The organism is Vibrio hyugaensis (genome assembly GCF_002906655.1).
GTDB classification, from domain to species: domain Bacteria; phylum Pseudomonadota; class Gammaproteobacteria; order Enterobacterales; family Vibrionaceae; genus Vibrio; species Vibrio hyugaensis.
Window position 1 is genome coordinate 1,941,281 of record NZ_CP025795.1, and the last position, 17,667, is coordinate 1,958,947.

At 48.3% G+C, this 17,667-nt stretch carries 19 protein-coding genes; 4 read left to right on the forward strand and 15 right to left on the reverse strand.

Annotated elements, in window-relative coordinates; genetic code table 11:
* Positions 1 to 20 precede the first annotated feature (20 nt).
* The gene (locus C1S74_RS25670) at positions 21 to 1,229 is read left to right on the forward strand and encodes an OmpP1/FadL family transporter (RefSeq protein WP_045398792.1); all 1,209 of its coding nucleotides are present in this window, start codon (positions 21 to 23) and stop codon (positions 1,227 to 1,229) included.
* A 143-nt stretch (positions 1,230 to 1,372) separates the two neighbouring features.
* Here C1S74_RS25670 and C1S74_RS25675 read toward each other — a convergent pair whose 3' ends face one another.
* The 15 genes from C1S74_RS25675 to flgB all read right to left on the reverse strand — a co-directional run bounded on the left by C1S74_RS25675 (position 1,373) and on the right by flgB (position 15,904).
* Positions 1,373 to 2,914 carry a sulfatase-like hydrolase/transferase gene (locus C1S74_RS25675; RefSeq protein WP_045398793.1) on the reverse strand — a complete coding sequence of 514 codons (1,542 nt, stop codon included), beginning with the start codon at positions 2,912 to 2,914 and terminating at the stop codon, positions 1,373 to 1,375.
* 23 nt (positions 2,915 to 2,937) lie between these two features.
* Positions 2,938 to 4,374 carry a DUF1254 domain-containing protein gene (locus tag C1S74_RS25680; RefSeq protein ID WP_045398794.1) on the reverse strand — a complete coding sequence of 479 codons (1,437 nt, stop codon included), beginning with the start codon at positions 4,372 to 4,374 and terminating at the stop codon, positions 2,938 to 2,940.
* 115 nt (positions 4,375 to 4,489) lie between these two features.
* On the reverse strand, positions 4,490 to 5,395 hold the full coding sequence (locus C1S74_RS25685) for a LysR family transcriptional regulator (RefSeq protein ID WP_045398796.1): 906 nt from the start codon (positions 5,393 to 5,395) through the stop codon (positions 4,490 to 4,492).
* Positions 5,396 to 5,636: 241 nt separating this feature from the next.
* Positions 5,637 to 6,677 carry a flagellin gene (locus C1S74_RS25690; RefSeq protein ID WP_045398798.1) on the reverse strand — a complete coding sequence of 347 codons (1,041 nt, stop codon included), beginning with the start codon at positions 6,675 to 6,677 and terminating at the stop codon, positions 5,637 to 5,639.
* Between the two features lie 11 nt (positions 6,678 to 6,688).
* A complete protein-coding gene (gene flgL, locus C1S74_RS25695; protein WP_005432410.1) occupies positions 6,689 to 7,588 on the reverse strand; it encodes a flagellar hook-associated protein FlgL in 900 nt (299 codons plus the stop codon).
* A gap of 12 nt (positions 7,589 to 7,600) precedes the next feature.
* Positions 7,601 to 8,974: a flagellar hook-associated protein FlgK gene (gene flgK, locus C1S74_RS25700; protein ID WP_039987115.1), complete on the reverse strand. Its 1,374-nt coding sequence runs from the start codon at positions 8,972 to 8,974 to the stop codon at positions 7,601 to 7,603.
* Entirely contained in the window at positions 8,975 to 9,523 is a 549-nt protein-coding gene (locus tag C1S74_RS25705; protein WP_045398799.1) for a rod-binding protein, read from the reverse strand.
* 10 nt (positions 9,524 to 9,533) lie between these two features.
* Positions 9,534 to 10,655 (reverse strand): flagellar basal body P-ring protein FlgI, encoded by a 1,122-nt coding sequence (locus C1S74_RS25710; protein WP_038895878.1) that lies wholly within the window; start codon positions 10,653 to 10,655, stop codon positions 9,534 to 9,536.
* Positions 10,655 to 11,326, reverse strand: coding sequence for a flagellar basal body L-ring protein FlgH (gene flgH / locus C1S74_RS25715; protein ID WP_005435900.1), 672 nt, complete (start codon positions 11,324 to 11,326; stop codon positions 10,655 to 10,657). The genes C1S74_RS25710 and flgH overlap by 1 nt, the downstream gene beginning before the upstream one ends.
* Positions 11,327 to 11,358: 32 nt before the next feature.
* A complete protein-coding gene (gene flgG, locus C1S74_RS25720; protein WP_045398800.1) occupies positions 11,359 to 12,144 on the reverse strand; it encodes a flagellar basal-body rod protein FlgG in 786 nt (261 codons plus the stop codon).
* 304 nt (positions 12,145 to 12,448) lie between these two features.
* Complete coding sequence (gene flgF, locus C1S74_RS25730; protein WP_005435899.1) at positions 12,449 to 13,180, reverse strand: flagellar basal-body rod protein FlgF; 732 nt, start codon at positions 13,178 to 13,180, stop codon at positions 12,449 to 12,451.
* A 12-nt stretch (positions 13,181 to 13,192) separates the two neighbouring features.
* Positions 13,193 to 14,392 carry a flagellar hook protein FlgE gene (gene flgE / locus C1S74_RS25735; RefSeq protein ID WP_045398801.1) on the reverse strand — a complete coding sequence of 400 codons (1,200 nt, stop codon included), beginning with the start codon at positions 14,390 to 14,392 and terminating at the stop codon, positions 13,193 to 13,195.
* A gap of 26 nt (positions 14,393 to 14,418) precedes the next feature.
* Positions 14,419 to 15,105, reverse strand: a complete 687-nt coding sequence (flgD, locus tag C1S74_RS25740) for a flagellar hook assembly protein FlgD (RefSeq protein ID WP_005535962.1) — start codon at positions 15,103 to 15,105, stop codon at positions 14,419 to 14,421.
* Positions 15,105 to 15,539, reverse strand: coding sequence for a flagellar basal body rod protein FlgC (gene flgC / locus C1S74_RS25745; protein WP_005432431.1), 435 nt, complete (start codon positions 15,537 to 15,539; stop codon positions 15,105 to 15,107). Before flgC ends, flgD begins: the two co-directional genes overlap by 1 nt.
* A 2-nt stretch (positions 15,540 to 15,541) precedes the next feature.
* Positions 15,542 to 15,904, reverse strand: coding sequence for a flagellar basal body rod protein FlgB (gene flgB / locus C1S74_RS25750; RefSeq protein ID WP_005432433.1), 363 nt, complete (start codon positions 15,902 to 15,904; stop codon positions 15,542 to 15,544).
* Positions 15,905 to 15,982: 78 nt separating this feature from the next.
* Between flgB and flgA the strand changes: the two genes are divergently transcribed.
* From flgA to flgN, 3 genes are all read left to right on the forward strand, one after another.
* Entirely contained in the window at positions 15,983 to 16,780 is a 798-nt protein-coding gene (gene flgA, locus C1S74_RS25755; protein WP_082039032.1) for a flagellar basal body P-ring formation chaperone FlgA, read from the forward strand.
* A 138-nt stretch (positions 16,781 to 16,918) separates the two neighbouring features.
* Positions 16,919 to 17,200: a flagellar biosynthesis anti-sigma factor FlgM gene (gene flgM, locus C1S74_RS25760; protein ID WP_045398946.1), complete on the forward strand. Its 282-nt coding sequence runs from the start codon at positions 16,919 to 16,921 to the stop codon at positions 17,198 to 17,200.
* 22 nt (positions 17,201 to 17,222) lie between these two features.
* Entirely contained in the window at positions 17,223 to 17,660 is a 438-nt protein-coding gene (gene flgN / locus C1S74_RS25765; protein ID WP_009705036.1) for a flagellar export chaperone FlgN, read from the forward strand.
* Positions 17,661 to 17,667 lie beyond the last annotated feature (7 nt).

The window sequence follows — 17,667 nt, forward strand, 5'->3', positions numbered from 1 at the left end:
TTTAAGAGGACGAGCTTTCAATGAACAAACCCTTTTCACTCTCCCTTATTGCCAGTGGCTTACTCTTCGCCTTTCAAGCCGATGCAGCAGGTACGCTTGTTTCTGAAATGAGCCAAATGTCCGTCAGTACCGCAGGCGCAGGTGGTGCTGTTGTCGCCGAGAATGCATCCGTCGCTTTCAGTAATCCTGCCGGCATGTCTTATCTAGATACTCCATCTCTTTCGATAAATCTGGCTGCGATGGCGCTTGACATCAACTACGACGACAATGATTCCAGCCAGAGTGCGAATGACGCAGGCGGGTTTCAGCCTTATGGTTCTATTTATTATGTACAGCCTTTGTCGGATAAAATTCATGTTGGAATGAGCTTTTCTGCTCAAGGCGGCAGTGCACTAGATTATGGCACTGACTACGCAGGGAAAATGGAGCTGAACGATTTACGCTTGAGCGTGCTTCAGTTTAACCCAAGCCTCTCTTATCAAATTAATCCGCGCTGGTCTGTGGGGATGGGGTTGCAAATAGACTACGCCACTTATGAACAAAATCTCCTCATTGATCACGCACACTTAGAAACGGACTCTTGGACACTCGGCTATAACTTAGGTGCTATGTTTCAGATTGACGAAGATAACCGCCTCGGCTTGGCCTATCGTTCTGAGATGAACCATGACCTAACCGGTAAGCTCAATACCGATGCATTCCGTTATCATATTGCAGGGCCGATTTATAAAGACATTCCCGCAATGTCTGGTCAAGCTGGTGTGACAGTCCTAAACCCTCGCCAACTCGAGCTTTCTGGTTTACATCAAATCACGACACCACTCAGTTTGGTTTGGAGCCTTGGCTTTGAACAATGGAGTAAGAATAAATCCACTCATGTTGAAATCAACGATGACCGATTCACTCAAATTCCACGAAACTTTGAAGACGTTTGGTCAGCGGCTGTTGGTGCGAGATACCAAATCACATCAAAATTAAGACTCGAAGGGGGTGTTGGCTATGCCTCTTCGCCACTTGATGATGCATCGATACAGTCACCAGACCTTCCGGTCGATAGCCAACACAGATACAGCATTGGGATGAACTACCAATGGAGTCCAACAATCGACTTAAGCGGCTATTACAGCTATGTCGATTATGGCGACCCTGATATTGCTACAGACACCATGCAAGGCCAGTTCGATAACCAGAATCAATTCTTTGGTTTACTCGTGAACATGGCTTTTTAGATGGTCAGTTTTAGGTAATTGGTTTTAGGTGATTGATTTTAAAGATGATCGTGTTCACCGTTAAAAAAACATATTGATTGAATAAGAAAAAGGGGAAGTGAACCACTCACTTCCCCTTTTATTATCGCTTTTACACTACGTCGCTACTTCTTGCTATCCACAATGCTGTGGTCAGACATACCGATACCACCTGACTTTTGCGCAGGTGGGAATTCTTTCATCGATTTCTGGAATTTAACCATCTCTTTCTGAATGACTGGTACGGCCCAAGAGCGCTCTTTCATCCACAAGAACCAACCACGAGTTTCCGGCGTACGCTCGTATGGGTCCGCTTTAATGTCCATTAAGATACCTAAAGGCCAATTTTTCGCAGGCTCAACCCACTCTGTTTTGGTCTTCAAATGCACTTTCCACTTACCAACTCGAACCGCATTCAGATCTGTCTCGTTAAAGTAGAAGAACTCTTTACGTGGACTCTTCTCCCCTTTGGTCAGCATGTCCAACTGGTTGTAACCATCAAGGTGCGCTTTAAAACTTGTTCCGTTGATTTTGGTGCCGTTCAATAGCTTTTGCTTGATATTATCTTCACCCGCGGCCGCCATTAAAGTTGGAACCCAATCTTCCGACGTCATGAATTCGCCAGTGTATTGACCTTCAGGGATATGGCCCGGCCAACTGACGAGCATTGGCACACGGAATGCGCCATCCCATGTCGTGCCCTTCTGACCTTTAAATTGTGCTGAGCCAGCCATCGGCCAATGATCCAAGTTGATACCGTTATCCGCCGTGAACATGATAATGGTGTTATCGGTTAAACCTTCTTTATCCAGTTTATCCAATAGCACACCAACTTGATCATCCAACTCTTTCAATGCATCGAAATATTCGGTGTGCCCACTCGCGCCAAGATATTCGTCTTTAACGTGAATTTGTTGGTGCATACGAGATGGGTTAAACCACATGAAGAATGGCTTATCCGGCGCGTTTGCCTGATGCTCATCTATCCAGTTTGTGGCGAAATCAACAAACTCATCGTCGACATGCTTCATACGTTCACTGGTTAGCGGACCTTTGTCTTCAATCTTTTGTTTACCAACCGTGCCCCAACGTGGGTCTTTAGTGTTATCGAACTTATCCGTTGCAACAGAGTGAATGACATTACGTGGTCGACCAACAAAATTAGGATCTTGGGGAAATTCTGGTTGTTCGGGCATTTCCATCACATTCAAGTGATAAAGAAAGCCAAAGAACTCATCGAAGCCATGGCGAGTCAGTAGGAACTTGTTGCGATCACCTATGTGATCTTTCCCCACCGCAACGGTTGAATAGCCCTTGTCCTTGAGCATTTGCGCCAGAGTGGGGGTTTTATCCTGAATACCAATATTTGAACCCGGCTGACCTACTGTCGTTAACCCAGTTCGAATCGGATATTGACCCGTAATGAAAGCAGAACGACCAGCAGTAGAACTACCTTGGGCGTAATAATCACTGACCATCATACCGCTCTTCGCAATGCGATCTATATTGGGTGTATCAATCGCGCCTAAGCCTCGGTGGTAAGCAGAAATGTCTGCAGGGCTCACATCATCAACCATGATGGTAACTATATTCGGCTGGCCTGATGCCGCCATAACGTTTAACGATGCGCTCGATGCAATTGCGAGCGCTAACAAGGATTTTTTCATAGTACGACTACCCTACCTTTCAATTATTGTGTTGATGATTCGGCGGTGATGGCTGGAACTGTCCACTTCATATCAAGAATCGGCTTTGATGGAATATAGAGACGAGTAATGACGTAGAAGCCACTTTCAGGCGTTGCAAGCCAGTTGCTTTGCTTCGCACCCGTTGGTTTTTGATGAGAAAAGATCAGGTCAAACGACCCATCTTCATTTTTCTGTAAAGGGGATTGGCTATTGAGTGCATAACGTTTCAAGGAGTTATCGATCAGCATTTTGCTTTTCGCGTCATATACCGTGACCGACCAGAAAGCTCCAACCGGCGGCGCTTGATCAAAGTGCATGGTGTAGTTCTTTTTACCGGTTAGCGGCGCACCTTTGGCATCGGTATACGCTAATGGATAAAGCGCTTCAATAGCCCCTTGGCCACCTAAATAAGGATGTGCAATCATGGAACGCAGCGCATTGTCATCACCAAATTGGTCAAGAACAAACGAGTAATTCCAACCGTTTTTGTTGATGACGTTGGCTGGATTACCAATCTGCGCACTGACGATATTTTCACCGTCCTTAATGGCTTTTGCTAAGGCTTGCTGCGCTTGAGGTGTTAAGCGCTCACGATCAAAACCATCTTTGGTTAAACCAATCTTGGCAAACTGTCCCAATAACGCGCGTTGACGTTCATCGACTGGATTCGCTTTTAGGTATTCCCCAAGCTCGACAAAAAAGCGCAGTGGATCGGCTTCATCACCAGGCTGTTTCGCCAACGCTTTAGTTTTAACGTGCTTCGCTTTTCCTTCATAGACCGCAAGCGGCGTTAACTTGTAACCATCTTGAATCGCATGAACCGCAGGATAGTCTTGTTCACCAAAGACTTGTGTGCGTCCCCATAACCAAACTTTAGTCGTTGGTGCTTCGACCACAGTCAAATCGTAGGGAAGATCTTTTGGCTTTTCCCAACCCGGAGGCACAATAAGGTATTGATGAGATTGGCTACCCGTAGCCCTTGTCCCCACGTATTTGAATAGGTTGTGCCACATATCAAACAGATCGATCACGTAGTAGCGGTCTTTGACTTCTGGTACTGAAAGTACGATTGGGCCTTGGCTCAAATCAAGAATTGCACTGGAATAGAGTGTGTCTTGGTTTGCTGTCGGCATGTCGGTATCGGCAGGGCCAGGCAACTGACGCGCGTGCCCAAATTGGTTGAGTGGTGCTCGATAACTTGTTGAGGCTTGCGGTTTAGAAACATCAGTATATTGGCGAGCAATGCGCTCAAGTCGAACTAGGGTTGATCCCCAAAGGTAAGCATTGACTCCCAGTGTGTAGGATTCGGTATTCAGTGCTTGGCTTATTTGTTCTGCCACCGGAGTCGGTGTCGCTTCTGCGGCATAAACAGAGGTATAGGTTGAACAACTACATACCAATAGTGTTCCCGTCACCCATTTGGCTAAAGTGTGTTTCATAAGATTTCTCCTCTTTCAGCACACTTTATCTAAATTCGTTTTTTCCTTTTTCTATACCATCTATTAAGAAACGTAATAGGGATTGAGTTAAGCGATTAACTTATTGCAGATACACCTAAAACTCGGTTTCTTCCAATATCAGTTTGAGTTGGTTCTCCAGCCATTCCGTCAGAGGGTGACGACGATGACGTTGGTGGGTAAACAACGCCATATGACGGCGATGACCACTCGGAATAATCTGCTCAGGGAATGGCATAAAGCGGAACTCTTCCCCAAGTACGCTTAAAAACCGTTGTGGCAGAATACCAATGTAGTCGCTTTGTTCGAGCAATTGGAGCATCAGGTTTAAGTCACCCACTCGAGCATTAATGTTTTTATCAATTCGGTGTTGGTGCAATACCTTCTCAGCTTGAGACGCCGCATTGCTACCCGGAATAGCACAGATACAAATGGGATACTCCACAATATCTTCAACAAGACTGTTTTTTAGAGGGTGCTCAGCACGCATCAATAAGCCAAATCTATCCGCACCTAAATCTCGCTGCACCAAACTCTTATTGGTTTCTAAAGGAAGATAAGTCACCCCCCAACTACGTCGATGTGTATCAAGCTTGGTCGCTGTCCCCAAATCCCATTGCTGACATTGTACGGTCAAATTCGGCGTAAGCGTCGTTAATCGCTTGATCAGGGGCACACCAAGTAGAGTCATAAGTGGCGGAGCAAAATAGAGCTCGATTTCTTCCTCTTCAGAGTGGATATCCCATTGGGTATTCTCTAGATAAAGGGAATCTAATTGATCCAATACGGCCGGCAAGGTTTGTAGTATTTTCTCGCACTTAGGTGTTGGCTCTAGGGTGTTCTTGTCGCGAACAAACAAAGGGTCATCAAACTGTTCTCTTAATTTACGCAGCATGACACTGATGGTCGGCTGACTCAAATTCAGTTTCTTGGCGGCAAGCACCGTCTGCCTTTCTTCAGCCAATACCAACAATACATGTAAGAGGTTGTAGTCTTTACCCATTTCGCTTTCGCCTTTCTTTCATCTACTTAATATCATTCAATAAGTTAGATTTCGTATGTCAGAACGCTGAAAATTTTGCTTATTTGACAACGCAAAGAACACGCATTGCCAACCTTTTCATTAAAGGTATCACGACATTTTAAAGAAAGGTGATTCCCAACTCTTTTCTGGGTTACGCAACCACTGGTGAATTGAGAAGGGAATCTTGGAGTGTTCTTAACGCGCTATTTCAACTGAAGACTTATTTCGACAACGCCACAACCGTATGACGACGAACATTCGCTTGTGCATTCAGCGCTTGGAACGTCGAGCTGAACTGACCGGAAGTGGCCATAAAGCCATCGAGTTTCGCATTCACATCAGCAACACTTAACTGCTTGGATTGGCTCTGCACAGTACGCATTTGCGAGTTCAGCTCACCGTGAAACGCTTTGGCTTCATCCAAGCTGGTTTGCACCTGCCTTATGTGTTGATTCACTTTGGCGATGGTTTGCTTGATGCCATCACGAGAGCCTAAATCAAAGCTCAATTCAGCGATGCCATCCGGTTCTGATTTTAGGTTCAGAACATTCGCTTGCCCTGCAGGAAAGCGATGACCTTCGCCCGTCACTAGCACCTTTTGCTGCATTTGTTGATATGCCGTATCGCGCGCTTCAAACAAAATGGTGCCGTCTTCTGCCAGTGACGCTCGCATGCCCATCGCAATCAAACTGCGGTCGAGCATTTTCACGGTGCGCGCACCATCGGCTTGACCATCAAATTGGATCATCACCGATTGACCTTGCGGAAAATCTAAGCGGATTTGCTCGGCTTTCTCACTCAAACGATGCACGTTCAAACCGGGAATGGAGAAACGGCGAATATCCGCTTTATCCAGTTTGAGGTGCAGCTCATTATCAATCACTTTCTGCCCGTCAAAGCGCGCCTGTTCAACCACTTGTTGAATCGATGCTTTAGAACGTACTAGCCCTTCTTGCAAACCGGGAACATTCTGCACGCCTTGGTTGACAGCTTGGGTCAAACCTCGCTTGATTTGAGTCAGCTCTTTACCAATCACTTGCAACGACTTAGAGGCAATTTGCACCGCAGTTGCTTGTTGCTGACCTTGAGTAAGCTGAATACCGGAAACGGAATAGGCTGACGCGGTGTCAGCCTGAACTTGCGTAGGACGCGGTTTAATCGCACTGCTCGAATCCGCTGAGCGGGTTGGCATGATAGAGGCTTGTTCTTGCCCACCTAAGCGTATGCTATGGGGTCTTACCTCTACTGTGCTCATCACCATACAAAACTTCCTTAAATACGATCAAACAGGTTGAGATCGTTGATCTTCACGTAGCTAGCTTGCGTTGCTTGTAACGCGGCCATGTAGTTGCTCAAACGTACTGACGCCTCACCGTAATCCAATGCAGATAAGTCACTGGTCACCTTATCAACGAACAGCTTGTTTTCACCGTGTGCGCTGTCCATTAGGTCGAGGTTATTATGGCGACCACCAATTTCTGTCATCGCCCCCAGTACGTTCGCCAAGGTATCATCAATGGCAGATAAGCTAGCGTCTACTTCCGCTTGAAAATTCGGACTCGGGTTCTCAAATTCTGCAATCAACGCATCGATTTGGTTCAAAACATTATCGCCACCACCAAGCTCCAGAATCTCTTTCGCCGTCATGTTGGAATCCATGGTCACGCCTTTTGCGACGGTTACCACGCGTTTATCGCTATTTCCATCAACTTGGTACGCACCGCCAGCATTGCTCACCGCAGGCGTGTCCGTCTGAGTACCAGAAAACAAGTAGTGGCCTTCTTCATCTTGAGCATTGAATGAGGATTCAATGGAATCACGGTAGCTTTTAAGCTCGATGATCATGCCGCTACGGTCTTCATCAGTTAATGTGCCGTTCGCGCCCCAAAGCACCAAATCACGCACACTCTTCAAGCTCTCGTTGACCGAATCCAAGTGGGTTTCTTGAGCAGAAAGTGTGGTTTTCAGATTAGCGATATTGCTCTGATACTGGCCAATTGCGCTGTTTTCACGCTCAAGGTTCAGCAGCTTAATCGACGCCATAGGATCGTCAGAAAGCTTGGTTAGTCGGTCACCCGTGGCCATTTGTTGAAGAACATGCCCCAAACCTGCATTGTTGGTTTGCAGGCTTTGCAGCATCATTTGGCTAAATTGACTGTCACTGATTCGCATCTCGGGTTCCTTTTAGAATAACTGCAATACAGAGTCGAAAAGCTGGTTAGCGGTGCTAATGACTTTCATGTTGGCGTTGTGTGCGTTAGCAAATGTCATCAGGTTCGCCGCTTCTTCATCGCTGTTCACCGCACTGACGTTGTCGCGCGCGGCATGCGCTTGTTTGTTCATTGCTGCTTTAGCTTCATAATCCGCTTCTGCTTGGCGGGCTTTGATCGCCGTTTCACCAACCATTGCGGTGAACGCATCGTTTAAGCTCAGCGAGCCATAGCCAGTAACTGAAACCGGCTTATTGCTCAGTTGAATTAGGTCATTCAACACATCTGCATTACCCGGAGTGCCATCACTGGAGAACGCCAACTCTTCCGCGCTGATATCAGTAATGGTTAGGCTTGCTGCTGGGTTTGCCGGATCGTAGCTAAACAATGGCTTGCCCGGATTGCCGTTAAGATCTTGCCCTGTCGCCAGCACAGCGTTGTATTCATCCGCCAATGCTTTTGCCATGTCATCCAAAGCGACTTGGTTTGGCTTTAGCACTTCGGTTTGATAATCGTTAATCGCGCCCAACTTGCCGCCTACCGAATGGTCAATGACAAAGCTTTGCGAGGCGAAATCGACACTCAAATCCGCAAGATATGGGTCGCTTGGGTCTGGCTTCGCTGTCAGCTGACCGTAATCCGAACCCATTACCAAAGGCTGACCAGAAGCGAGTGTCACCTGCATGCTGCCGTCTGGTTGGTCGGTAGTTTTGATTTCAACGATTTGAGAAAGCTCGCCAATCAACACATCGCGAGTGTCCATCAATTGAGCCGGATTGCCGCCCGTGCCTTGCATCTCTACGATCTGCTTGTTCACATCCGCAATGTTCGCCATCAAGCTATTGGCATGGTTCAACGCCGCAGTGCGCTGGTCACTCATGTCTTTATGCTGATTGTGAAGAGACTCTGTTAACGTATTGAATCGGCGCGCCAACGCTTCCGATTCATTAATGATCTGCTGACGGTATGGGATTGATTCTGGTTTTACTGTGGCATCATTAAGCGCAGCATTGAGGGAATCTAACCCCGCAGAAACACTGAATCCATCCGCGCCAAGCGTATTCTCGAGCTGGCTCATTGCGGTGGTATAACCCGCTGAATAAGCCGCTAAACTGTTGGTGGACCACGTTTGCTTCACCAAGAACTGGTCTGTGACACGGCGAATGCTCGTCACTTCAACGCCCATGCCTGGGCTGAGCTTGTTGTACTTACCGTCACCGACAGACGCGGTTAGCGCTTGTTGTCGGCTGTATCCCGGCGTGTTGATGTTTGCCACGTTTTGCGCGGTCACATCCAACGCCACACGGTTCGCGTTTAAGCCTGAAAGGGCGATATTAACAAGGTTCATTTACAGCTCCATTTTCCTGATCAGCGGCTGAGTAAACGCGGTCGTCATTCCGGCTTCACCGAGCACTTGTTTAACAGAGGCGACCGCTTGCAGCGTGGGATTAACTGCGTCGGTCTTCATCGCGATTTCATCGTTTTCAAGTTGTGACGTGCGTTCAAGGCTGACCACTTTTCCATCGTTCGCCGGAGACACATTACGTGATTGGTCGAACGCCACTTCGCGCATTGAAGGGCTAAGTTGCTGGATCAGCATATTGGCGATGCCGGAGTTCTGTTTTTTCGCCAACTCCATCGCTAACTGCCCATCGTACATATCGCGAAACACGCCTTGTTGTTGGCTGGCAAACGGGCTGTCTTTGTCGGCCAATACATCACTGCTGCTGCGCATTTGGCGTAGCACCATTTGTAGGAACATCGCCTCGAATTGACCCGCAACCACTTCAAGAGCACCTTCTTGATCGCGGCTTTTCTTGATGCTCGCTAGGGCGCTGTTGTCGTGATACATCATGGTATTGATTTGTGCTTGATCGCCGCTTGTATCTAACTTCATCGCTAACTCCTTAAATCACCACAAGCTCAGCATTCAGCGCGCCCGCTTCGTTCAATGCTTGCAGAATCGACATCAGATCCGTTGGCGTTGCACCCAAGCTGTTTACGGCATTGACGATGGTGTTCAGTTCCGTACCCGGAGGCCAAATCACCATTTGCGCTTGCTCTTCGTTTACTTCGATTTGGGTTTGATCCACGACTTTGGTTTCACCATCAGCAAACGCGTTCGGTTGGCTGACTTGTTGAGACTCGGAGATTCGAACAGTCAGGTTGCCGTGGCTTACTGCCGCTTCACCAACCTTAACGTTCTTACCAATTACCACCGTACCCGTACGTGAGTTGAAGACGATTCGAGCTGGTTTGCGACCTTCTTCCACGCTCATTTCTTCCAACATCGACATCATGGTGACACGCTGTTGGGTGTCCATTGGTGCACGCATTTCGACACGCGCTTTGTTGATCGCTTTCGCTACGTTTGGACCAAAGGTATTGTTGATTTCACGGGCAATGTTTTTCGCCGTGGTGAAGCTAGGTTTACGCAGGTTCAGAGTAATTTCATCGCGTTGGTTAAAGTCGGTTTCGATTTCTCGCTCTAACGTAGCTCCGTTTGGAATGCGACCCGCGGTTGGTGTGTTTACTTCTACTTTAGAGCCGCTTCTGCCTTCGGCTGACAAACCGCCAACAACCACGCTACCTTGAGCAATGGCATACACTTCACCATCGATACCGCGCAGTGGCGTCAGCAGTAACGTGCCGCCACGTAAACTTTTCGCATCACCGATAGAAGAAACCACTACATCCAATGTCTGCCCCGGTCCCGCCATTGGGTCAACGGATGCGGTAACACTTACGGACGCAACGTTACGTAATTTTGGGTTCATGCTGTCATCAATCTGAACACCAAATTGGCGCAGCATGTTGGTTATCGATTGGGCGGTGAATTTCACTTGGTTACGGTCGCCTTGACCGGCCAAGCCCACTACTAAACCGTAACCGACCAATTGGTTTTCTCGGATGCCCTGCACATCCACCAAGTCCATGATCGGAATTTCCACTTCAGCTTGTGAAGTGGCAGGAAGTCCCAAGGTCAGAGCCAATAGGAAAGAAGTAAAGAATGCGTTGATTGGCTTCATTAGAATGGTACCCATGGGCTGTTGAAGAACTGAGTCAGCCACCCGGCTGCGTTGCTGTCGGCTAATGCGCCACGACCAGCGTAGGTAATGCGAGCATCCGCAATACGTTGAGAAGACACTTGGTTGCTGCGGTTGATATCATCAACACGCACAATGCCCGTTAGGCGAATAAACTCGTCGCCTTGGTTGAGTCGGAGCCACTTTTCACCGCTAATGCGAAGCACGCCATTTGGCAGTACCTCATGCACCGTCACGGTGATCGCCCCTTGTAACTTGTTGCCTTGCGAGCTGGATGCACTGCCATCGAAGTTACGGCTACCATCAATACTCACCCCCAACTCATCAATGGTTTTGGTGCCAATGGTTGGCGTAGCAAAGTCGACGGTAGAGCTTTTACCAAACTGGGTGCCCGCTTTCTTGCTGGACTCGGTCTCTTCAGAAAGCTGCACAGTCAAGACATCGCCCACGCGGTAAGCGCGACGGTCTTGGAATAACGTCATGGTGTATTGGTGACGATAAAGGCTGCCGGATTTGGCTTCTGGCAAGGTGTAATCCAGCACTGGCGGCGCGTATTCCTCTGTGTTTGGCTCAGGTGGAATAAACTCCTGACGCCCTGCACATCCCACCAGCAACACGACGGCAACTGCCCAACTCTTCGAAAGCCATTTCATTGCTTTTTCCTTCATCATCACCAATTTCTTACTTACATCGATTGCGCGACAAACTTCAGCATGTCGTCTGCGGCAGAAACCACTTTGGCGTTCATCTCATACGCGCGTTGAGTGATGATCATGTCGACCATCTCTTCCACTACCTGCACGTTTGAGCCTTCTAAAGCGCCCTGTTTGATGCTGCCCGCACCGTCTTCGCCTGCAATTAATTCATCCGCAGGACCACTTGCTTCTGTCTCACGGAACAAGTTACCGCCAACGGCTTCTAGACCGGCTGGGTTGATGAACTTCGCCAGCGTGATTTGACCCAGTTGCTGCGGCGTTGGGTCGTCAGCCGATGTGGTTGTTACCGTGCCATCCACACCCACAGAGAACGAAATCGCGTTGTCTGGGATTTGAATTTGTGGCTCTAGTGGCAAACCTTGGCTGTTGACCATCAAACCCTCTGAGTTGATGTGGAACTGACCATTACGCGTGTACATGATCTGACCGTCAGAGTTTTCGATTTGGAAGAAGCCTTGCCCCATCACCGCTAAATCCAACTCTTGAGTGGTATTTTGTGTGTTGCCTTGAGTGAAGACTTTCTGCGTACCGACTACGCGAACACCGGAACCAAGCTGAACACCGCTTGGCAGTTCATTCACTTGGTCGACTTGCGCGCCCGGCTGACGCTGAATGCTGTAAAACAAGTCTTCAAACACCACGCGGTCACGCTTAAAGCCGACCGTGTTAACGTTCGCTAGGTTGTTAGAGATGGCAGTCATTTTGGTATCTTGAGCTGCCATGCCCGTTTTACTTACCCATAATGCTGAATGCATTGGTTATCTCCTTTGGACGAGAATTCCTTTATATACCCAAGTGACTTCAAGATGCAGGATTCAGAGCGCTGTCATTGATTCGAGATCAAGGAAAACAACGCAGTGTAATAGCCAGCTCTTTCCAAGTTGTTTGACGCAGAAGTCGGGTCAATGACACGCTCCCGAAGGGCGAGTTGTCTTGGCTTGTATACTTTGTTGCCGATTCTTGATTTAGGCCCACTAGACCTTTAAATCGCCGCCGCGTCTACAAACCAAGTCATTCTCGCTGAACCTAGCATCTTGAGGTTACTTGGGTATAAAGGGGTTATCTCGCCGCCATCAATTTGTTTCCGGCTTGCGCCAAGGTTTCTGCGGTTTTCATCATGCGGACTTGCATTTCGAAGTTACGTGTCAACGACATCACGCTCAGCAACTCATCAATGGCAGACACGTTACTGCCCTCAATGTGCTCTGGAGAAAGCTGCACGGTTTCATCCGCTGGGAAAGGCACACCATCTACGCTATGTAGCAAGCTGTCGCTCTCTTTTTGCAGTTGGTTGATTGGTGGTTTCACCATCTTCAAGGTGCCCACTTCCACTTCTGCACCACCACCCGGAGGAATCACAGAAACGCGGCCACGTTCACTGATTTCAATCTTCTGAAAATCAGGCACAACGATTGGTCCGTTTTCACCGACAACAGGGAAACCATTGATGCTCATTGCGCCAAAGGTATCGACTTTGATGTTGCCCGCTCGGGTGTAAGCTTCATTGCCAATTGGCGTTTCGACGGTGAGGTAGCCCTCGCCCATGATCGCCACGTCCAGAGGACGACCGGTTTTCATGATGTCGCCAGAATCAAAACGCGTTGCGGCTGAGTTGGTCACCACCATGGTGCGGCCATCAAAGCCAGCACCTTGTAGCTCAACGCTACGAACGCGTTCCATATCGGCACGGAAACCTGCGGTGTCAGCGTTCGATAAGTTGTTCGAACGTACGTGCTGAGCTTTGAGAACTCGACTCGCACCCGACGTGGCAGTAAATAACAAGCTATCCATGCGACTCTCCCATTACACCGCGTTGAACAGAGCTTGAGTTAGCTTGTCGTTGGTCGAAATGGTTTTCGCATTCGCTTGGTAGTTACGCTGCGCCGTCATAAGCGCAACCAACTCGCTGGTTAAGTCAACATTAGAGCCTTCTAGCGCACCCGGTGTTAAGTCACCCAATGTGCCCGTACCCGGAACACCCATAATTGGCGCGCCTGAGCTAAAGCTTTGTGTCCAAGCCGTGCCGCTCACTTTCGATAGACCTTGCGTGTTAGCAAAATCCGCAAGCACAACCTGACCTTGCAGCTGAGACTGACCATTGGTGTAAGTCGCGTAAACCATGCCGTTGTCTTCCACTCGAACGCCCGCAAGCTCACCAGAGGTGTAACCGTTCGGGTTGTTGGTGCTCACGCCAAACGCAGCGCCAAACTGAGTGCTGCCGTTCAAGCTGATATCAATGCTCATTGCGTTTGCGCCCGCTGCTGGGAATGCAACGTTGAAAGAACCTGTTGGAGAAGCTAGCGTGCCGTCAGTATTGAACTGAACCGTTTGAGACGTTGCTGGCGTCGTTGGTGCACCGTCGACTTCCACGTTCACTTGCCATTCGTTATCTGATGTCTTCGTGAAGTACTGAGTGACTGTGTGCGAGTTGCCAAGTGAGTCGTACACCTTAGTGGTGTAAGAAGAGTTGAATGAGTTTGGATCGGAAGAATCGAATGGGTAAATCGCTTGGTCGACTGCCGTTGCGCTTGCGTCGAAGTTCGCCACAAAGTCCAGATTGTCGGTCGCTTTTGCGTTAAGTGAAGACGTCGAAACTTTGATATCACCAACAGAGCCAGTTTGAAGGTTCGCATTGTTGTCTACGCTGTAACCTTGCAACTTGGCACCGTTATTTGCGGTCACAAAGTTGTTCTTATCAGTGCCAAACACACCTGCGCGAGTGTAAAGCATCTGCCCCATGTGATCTTTCGTCACGAAGAAGCCGCTGCCGTTGATCGCCAAGTCCATTGCACGGCCTGTGCCTGTCACCGAACCATTTTTATCGAAGTTCTGAGAAATCGACGCCACTTCTACGCCGCCCGGTTGCATACCGTTGTAAACCGCTGCAAATTCTGTGCGTCCACCTTTAAAGCCGTACGTTGATGCGTTGGCAATGTTGTGGCTGATGGTGTTTAACTCTGTGTTGGTCGCGTCCAGACCACTAAGTGCGATGTTAAAACTCATAAATAACCTCTGATTTCCTTATTTGGTTAAGCACCAAACTGAGTGATTTGATAGAAAGGGACGTTGCCAACGCCTTGAACATTGACCAGTGCTGCGCCACCTGAGCTAGGAATTCGTACCTGCTCAACCGTGCCTGCCAGCAAAACATTTGGGCTCTTTTGCCCTTCTTGAACTTCCACCGCAACGGTGTATTTACCCGGTTTCAAACCAAGCTCTTCTGGATTGATCGAGAACTCGACGTCACCCGCACCGTGTGCACCTAAAGGCACTTTGGTTGATTGGCCGAACTCATCTTTGACGACTAATGTCACTTGGTTCGAACCGTGTTCAAGCTCGACCTTGCCACTTTGCACGCCTTCACCAAGTTCAAACTCGTTTGAAGAGACGTACACGGTTTGACCAACCAAACCAGCCGTTGAAAGCACCTGCATGTTGTCGAGCAATACCATGCTGTTTTGCATCAGCATCGACATGTTTTCAGTACTTTGAACTTGCGAAAATTGCGCTAGCTGGCTGACATACTCAGTGCCATCAAGCGGGTTAAGTGGATCTTGGTTTTGAATTTGCGCCACCATGAGCGAGATAAACTCGTTTTGCAGTGACGTTGCGCTGTTCATATCCGATGGGTTCGCTGAAATGCCGCCAGTATCACCACTAGCGGTAGTTGCGACTGGTGCGTCAGAAGAGAGCGCGGTGTATTGTGCGAGACTCATTAATTGCCCTGCCCTAGTCGAAGCAGACCTTGCTGCATGCTTTTCACATTCGTCAGCACTTCCACGTTAGTTTCAAAGCTGCGCGTTGCGGACATCATGTCGGCCATCTCTGACACCACATCAATGTCTGGGTAGTACACGTAGCCTTCGTCGTTCGCTAACGGGTTGTTGGGTTCGAAGCGCTTTTCTGCCTGACCTGCGTTTTGCACCACATCTACAATGCGCACTTCCGCATTCGGATAAACACCGTTTTCCGTCGCCATCTGCGTTTTCTGATACACAGTGGCAAACACAGGTTTGAGTGCTTTGTAGGCATCATCCGGATTGGCAGACACCGCATCTGCGTTGGCAAGGTTACTGGCTACCGTGTTCAGGCGAACGGTTTGCGCCGTCATCGCCGAGCCAGTGATCGAATAGATATCAGTAAATGACATGTTTAACGTCCCTCAATCACTTTCGCCAAGCCACTGAATTTCATGTTGAGAAACGTCAGGCTAGTTTGAAAGTCCATGTTATTTTGTGTGAACTTGGCTTGTTCAACGCCCAATTCCACAGTGTTGCCGTCTTTGCTGTTTTGGTAAGGCACCGAATATTGCGCCTCAACCTGAAACTTCGGCACCGGTTTGTTCACACTGCCCGCTGACATTTGGTTCATCACGGTGGTGAAACTTAGGTCCTTTGCCAAGTACCCTGGGGTATCAACATTTGCTAGGTTACTGGCGAGGACTTTGGTACGCTGAACGCGAAAATTGAGTGCCTCTGGATGTACACCTAACGCATTTTCGAATGTGATCGCCATGCATCTTTCCTTAAAGTCGGCTCGAATACGCCAAGATCAAAACAAGATGCATGCCATAAAATTTAGTTATATATATCAATGAATTACAAACAAGGAAGGAAGCCTCGCTTCCGGTTTACGGAAACCATTCAAACCAAGGGGAAAGGTCGATTTTCCTCAATCATGCTGCTTTGCGGTTTGGCTTTGAGTGCAAGCTCAGTCAGTGCTTTAGCGAATGAGAAAAACCTAACCGCAGACGAGTTAAAAGCCATTGTCGGCGAGCAGTTTGAGCAAGAAGTGGCGCAAGTAGCACACTCACGTCAATGGGGAAACTACCAACTCGATTATCAAATATGGGTGCCAAGCTCTGCCAATCATCTACCGGTTTGTGACGCACCTTTGGCAATCACAGGACGCGATAATCGCCCGTTGCCTGTTGGCAATTTAAAACGTGCTGTCAGTTGTGAGGCGGTGAGCTCTCCATGGCGCATCAATGTCACAATCAAATCGGCGGTGACACTTCCTGTTTTGGTCGCCACCAGCACAATTGACCGCAACGAAACCCTCTCAGCCTCAAACTTAAAATCAGAAACACGCACGATTTCACGCCAAGACGATTTCTACACGAAAGCAAACCAAGCCATTGGACTTGTGACCACCCGCCGCATTCGAGCAGGTCAAATCATTGACCCAACCAACTTAAGCTCTCCACCGCTGATCGAGAAAGGCAACGAAGTGATCATCATCGCCAGCAAAGATGGATTTAGTGCCAGCACCAAGGGGGTCGCTTTAGAACAAGGTAAGAAAGGTCAGCAGATTGAGGTAGAAAACACCAGTTCTGGCAAGGTGATACGCGCTGTTGTAACGGGGCTCAATCAGGTGCATACCCAATTTTGATTTTGGACTCAGGTTATCATTTTTCGATTTAGGCACTCGTCAGCGCAGGTGAACTTCGAGTACAAAAAATAAATATTTAATGTTCATCACACCCTAGTCGCCTATTCGATTTAGAACATGATGATTGAGGACAACAGCATGAAAATCGACAAAGTCGCGGGCGGTCATGTCCCACAAACTAAATTCCAGCAGGCGAGTAAAAAGCCAATCGACACCATCGCACAGAGCAAAATTAACGAGCCAGCATTCCAAGCGAACACTGCTGCGATCGATCGCGCTCAAGCAGAAATGAAGTCCCTGCCAGACGTAGACATGGCAAAGGTTGAGCAAATTCGTAATGCATTAGCACGTGGTGAACTGAGTCTAGATACCAAAGCATTATCCAAAGCAGTAATGCAATTTCACACCGGTCACGAGTAACGCAGCGCATTAGGAGTCATGCATGGCAACGGCGGCATCACAGCATATTCAGCAGTTTGTTCGTTCTATTTCGGAAGACATCAAACTCTACCAGCAATTGTTGGGGCTGATTCAGCAGCAAAAAGCACTGTATTTGAAGTTCGATGGTGAGGCACTAAGCGAGAACATTCAAAAACAAATGCCGATTTTGAATCAGCTTGGTCGTTCTGCAAGTGAAAGAAGCCAGTTAATGCGTAAGCTCGGATTGCCTTGTAATGAGACCAGTGTGAATCGTATTTTCAATGCCTTGCCAGCCAAGATTGGTACGCAAGCGAGAAAACAATGGACGCTGTTGGAATCCTTGGTGAAACAATGCCAACAGGACAATCAGAGCAATGGCCAAAGCTCTGCAGCGTTCCAAGAGTTAGTCAGTCAACTCAAACAACCTGTGCAACACACTTATGAAGAGCGTTCGTTCTAAACAACGA

Excerpts from the sequence above, each read along its gene's own strand:
- C1S74_RS25690 (WP_045398798.1), bottom strand. The coding sequence starts at position 6,677 with ATGGTGATGAGCACAGTAGAGGTAAGACCCCATAGCATACGCTTAGGT.
- C1S74_RS25685 (WP_045398796.1), bottom strand. The coding sequence starts at position 5,395 with ATGGGTAAAGACTACAACCTCTTACATGTATTGTTGGTATTGGCTGAA.
- C1S74_RS25705 (WP_045398799.1), bottom strand. The coding sequence starts at position 9,523 with ATGAAGTTAGATACAAGCGGCGATCAAGCACAAATCAATACCATGATG.
- C1S74_RS25680 (WP_045398794.1), bottom strand. The coding sequence starts at position 4,374 with ATGAAACACACTTTAGCCAAATGGGTGACGGGAACACTATTGGTATGT.
- flgB (WP_005432433.1), bottom strand. The coding sequence starts at position 15,904 with ATGGCGATCACATTCGAAAATGCGTTAGGTGTACATCCAGAGGCACTC.
- flgA (WP_082039032.1), top strand. The coding sequence starts at position 15,983 with ATGAATTACAAACAAGGAAGGAAGCCTCGCTTCCGGTTTACGGAAACC.
- C1S74_RS25675 (WP_045398793.1), bottom strand. The coding sequence starts at position 2,914 with ATGAAAAAATCCTTGTTAGCGCTCGCAATTGCATCGAGCGCATCGTTA.
- flgN (WP_009705036.1), top strand. The coding sequence starts at position 17,223 with ATGGCAACGGCGGCATCACAGCATATTCAGCAGTTTGTTCGTTCTATT.
- flgL (WP_005432410.1), bottom strand. The coding sequence starts at position 7,588 with ATGCGAATCAGTGACAGTCAATTTAGCCAAATGATGCTGCAAAGCCTG.
- flgE (WP_045398801.1), bottom strand. The coding sequence starts at position 14,392 with ATGAGTTTTAACATCGCACTTAGTGGTCTGGACGCGACCAACACAGAG.
- flgH (WP_005435900.1), bottom strand. The coding sequence starts at position 11,326 with ATGAAATGGCTTTCGAAGAGTTGGGCAGTTGCCGTCGTGTTGCTGGTG.
- flgD (WP_005535962.1), bottom strand. The coding sequence starts at position 15,105 with ATGAGTCTCGCACAATACACCGCGCTCTCTTCTGACGCACCAGTCGCA.
- flgF (WP_005435899.1), bottom strand. The coding sequence starts at position 13,180 with ATGGATAGCTTGTTATTTACTGCCACGTCGGGTGCGAGTCGAGTTCTC.
- flgM (WP_045398946.1), top strand. The coding sequence starts at position 16,919 with ATGAAAATCGACAAAGTCGCGGGCGGTCATGTCCCACAAACTAAATTC.
- C1S74_RS25670 (WP_045398792.1), top strand. The coding sequence starts at position 21 with ATGAACAAACCCTTTTCACTCTCCCTTATTGCCAGTGGCTTACTCTTC.
- flgK (WP_039987115.1), bottom strand. The coding sequence starts at position 8,974 with ATGAACCTTGTTAATATCGCCCTTTCAGGCTTAAACGCGAACCGTGTG.
- C1S74_RS25710 (WP_038895878.1), bottom strand. The coding sequence starts at position 10,655 with ATGAAGCCAATCAACGCATTCTTTACTTCTTTCCTATTGGCTCTGACC.
- flgG (WP_045398800.1), bottom strand. The coding sequence starts at position 12,144 with ATGCATTCAGCATTATGGGTAAGTAAAACGGGCATGGCAGCTCAAGAT.
- flgC (WP_005432431.1), bottom strand. The coding sequence starts at position 15,539 with ATGTCATTTACTGATATCTATTCGATCACTGGCTCGGCGATGACGGCG.